Here is a 2627-nt window from a genome sequence, read left to right as displayed (position 1 = left end):
ACCCTCCCCTCCCCGGCGGGAGCGCGCCGGAAAGGGAGTGAGGGGGATGACTCCGACAAGGAGAGCACGGCGAGCGCGGAACTTCTCGCCCGGCTCGCACGGACCGAGCCCAAACTGGCCCTCGGACGCGCCGAGGCCCTTCGGCTCGCTCCGCTGGTCGCGCAGTGGCGGCGGCGGGGAGCCTCCGACCTGCACATCATCAACACGCTGACTGCCGGATTGCCGCCGTCGGTCTACCATCCGGCGCGGTTCATCGAAACCCGGCTACGGGCCAAGATGCCCGCCGAACCGGCCGCGCCGCCCGCGCGGCTGGAGTGCGACGAATGTCGGGCGCCGGTTGTCGTCTCGGGCCGGTGCCGGGCCTGCCGCGATGCCGAACCGGCCGGGCCTCGCGCCTCCGCCGAATTCGTACAGCGGCTCACGCGCGGAGCCGCGCTGGCCCGCGCCGCGCTGCGCGGGACATCGGCCGCCGGTCCGGTCCCGGCGTTCGCCTGACCTTCAGCGTCCTGGCCTCGGTCCGCGTGGCTGGTCCGGCATCGGCGGCGGCAGCGCGACCCGCGCACGTGGCCGGCTGACGATCTCGGTGGACTGCGGGCCGTCCAGCGTCGGCAGCCGGCGCCCAACGGCGGTGCTGCGCCGGTCGTGTCGCTGCTTCGCGCTCGGCGTTCGGCGCGCCGCGTGCGCGGACGGCGGCTCGCTCTCACCGGTGGACGGCGCGTGCAGGCGTCCGTGGGCGACGAGGAGGGCCGCGAGATCGTCACGGTAGACGGCCTCGTCCGCGTCGGCGGCCGGGTCGCGCGGGTCACCGAGCCAGTCCGAGCCGAGCCGCCCGGCCAGCTCGCGCGCGATGCACGCCTGCTCGTCCCCGGACAGGGTGCGGTACTGGTCGGCGGCCAGTCGCCCGAGCGCGTCATCGCCCCCGGCTGCGCGTCCACGCAGCGCGAGCAGCGAGGCGGCGGCGACCCAGTAGGCACGATGCCCGGTGCGGCCGCGCTCCGGATACGGGCCCAGCGGATGATCGGGATCGTCGCCTTGGACCTGGTATTGGTCACGGTAGGCGGCGAGCGTGGCGAGATGCCTCAGCCACCGTTCACGCTCGGCCGGGTCCGCCGGTTCGGCGCCCAGGTGTGCGGTCCACGCGGGGCGTTCAGACGCTGCCGTGTCGGCAAGGGCGTCAATACGGCGGCGAACCAGCTCGGTGCGGGCGTCGAGATACGGCTGCCACGCGGGGTCTTCGACACGCGGCGCAGGCTTCAACCAGGCAGGCAGCGGCACACTATCCACGGCGTGGGCACTTGCCCGCAATCGCCGGGCGAGTGCGGCGAGAGTGCACCGATCCGAACCGCCGTCGGCAGACTCAAGGGCCTGGCTCAGCGCGCTCGCCGGGTCAGTTCCCGCATGTTCGAGCCGTGCGAGGAATTGCACGATGTGAACCCACGCGGTGCGCGGGTCGCCGCTGTCGCGGTCAGTTCCCGCGGCGACGTGCCGGTGGATTCTCAGCGCGAGGGCCTGGCTCATCGATGGGGCGGCCCGCAGGGCGCGGCGATCGAGGGCGGCGGCGAGGACGTCCTGCGGCTCGTACCCGAGGTCGTCGGCGCGGCGCAGGGCGAGCAGCAGCGCGGGCCAGCCCGATTCGTTACGTGCCCGGTTCACTCGGACCGTGCCGAACATCTTGTGCAACGCACGCAGGTACTCGCGTTCCCGCACCGCGCTGCCGGGGAGGCACGCAGCAGGCGTCGATTTCGCGTACGCTCGATCGGCCTCGGCTGCCAGGTCCGGAGCGAGGACGGCGAGCAGCGCCCGGTACCGCTCAACATCAATTGGTACGGCAGCCAGCGCGCCGACTGGGTGTTCGTGGTCGATGACGTGGCGCAGCCGCCAGGACAGCACCTGTGCAAGCGACACGGCGGAGTCCATCTCCCGCGCACGTGCGGCGCGCTGCAACAACAGCGCAGCGGCCCAGCCGTCCGCCTCGGCGTCGCGCAACGCCCGCTGCACCGCGGGCCACGCCGGGTCCGCGATGACCTGCTCGGCCAAGTCCGGGAGGACCCGCTCGACCATCTGCCGATAGTGGCCATCGGTGGCCACGTCGAGCGCGTGCTCGTAGCGGGGAACGAGGGTGGCGAGGGATTCGGCCTCGCCGTAGGCGGCGGCGATCTGCTCGGTCGCGGAGCGTTCGGCGCTCTCGCGGGCCACGACGTGTTCGAGGATCTCCCGCGCGGCGTAGGCGTCCGCATCGAACCGCAGCGCGTCCACGTGCTCGTCCTCATCCACGCTCGCCAGCTCGTGCGTAGCAACGTAGAGAACCGTTCCGTGGCGGGCGCGGGAGACGGTGACGTAGAAGTTCTCCCGCCCCATCTCCTCGCTCACCAAGGCGTGGCAGGCATCGACCGTCGTGCCCTGCGCGCGGTGCGCGGTGGTGGCGTACAGCAGCTCGACGTTGCCCGCGACGTACCCGGCCGGCAGCAGCACCCGGCCGCGGTGCTCCAGATGCTCGACCAGCAGCGCCCCGCTCTCGCGCCGTTCGACGACCCGCCAGGCGTCGCCGTTCTTCACGAAATCCCGGGTCCCGGCGCGCAGCCGCCGCTCGTTCTGCCGCGTGACAATCCAGTCCCCCACCCCCGCGG

At 73.0% G+C, this 2627-nt stretch carries 1 protein-coding gene and 1 pseudogene; one reads left to right on the top strand and one right to left on the bottom strand.

The annotated features are described in order from the left end of the window. On the top strand, positions 1–495 hold a 495-nt coding region (locus KGA66_RS28565), incomplete at its 5' end, for a hypothetical protein (RefSeq protein ID WP_211472648.1). 3 nt (positions 496–498) lie between these two features. Here KGA66_RS28565 and KGA66_RS28560 read toward each other — a convergent pair. After that, a pseudogene (locus KGA66_RS28560) lies at positions 499–2627 on the bottom strand (hypothetical protein); the annotation flags it as partial.

It is taken from the genome of Actinocrinis puniceicyclus (assembly GCF_018283645.1).
In the GTDB taxonomy this organism is placed as follows: Bacteria; Actinomycetota; Actinomycetes; order Streptomycetales; family Catenulisporaceae; genus Actinocrinis; species Actinocrinis puniceicyclus.
The sequence above is the reverse complement of the archived record's forward strand: the minus strand, read 5'-3'. Positions and strand labels throughout refer to the sequence as shown.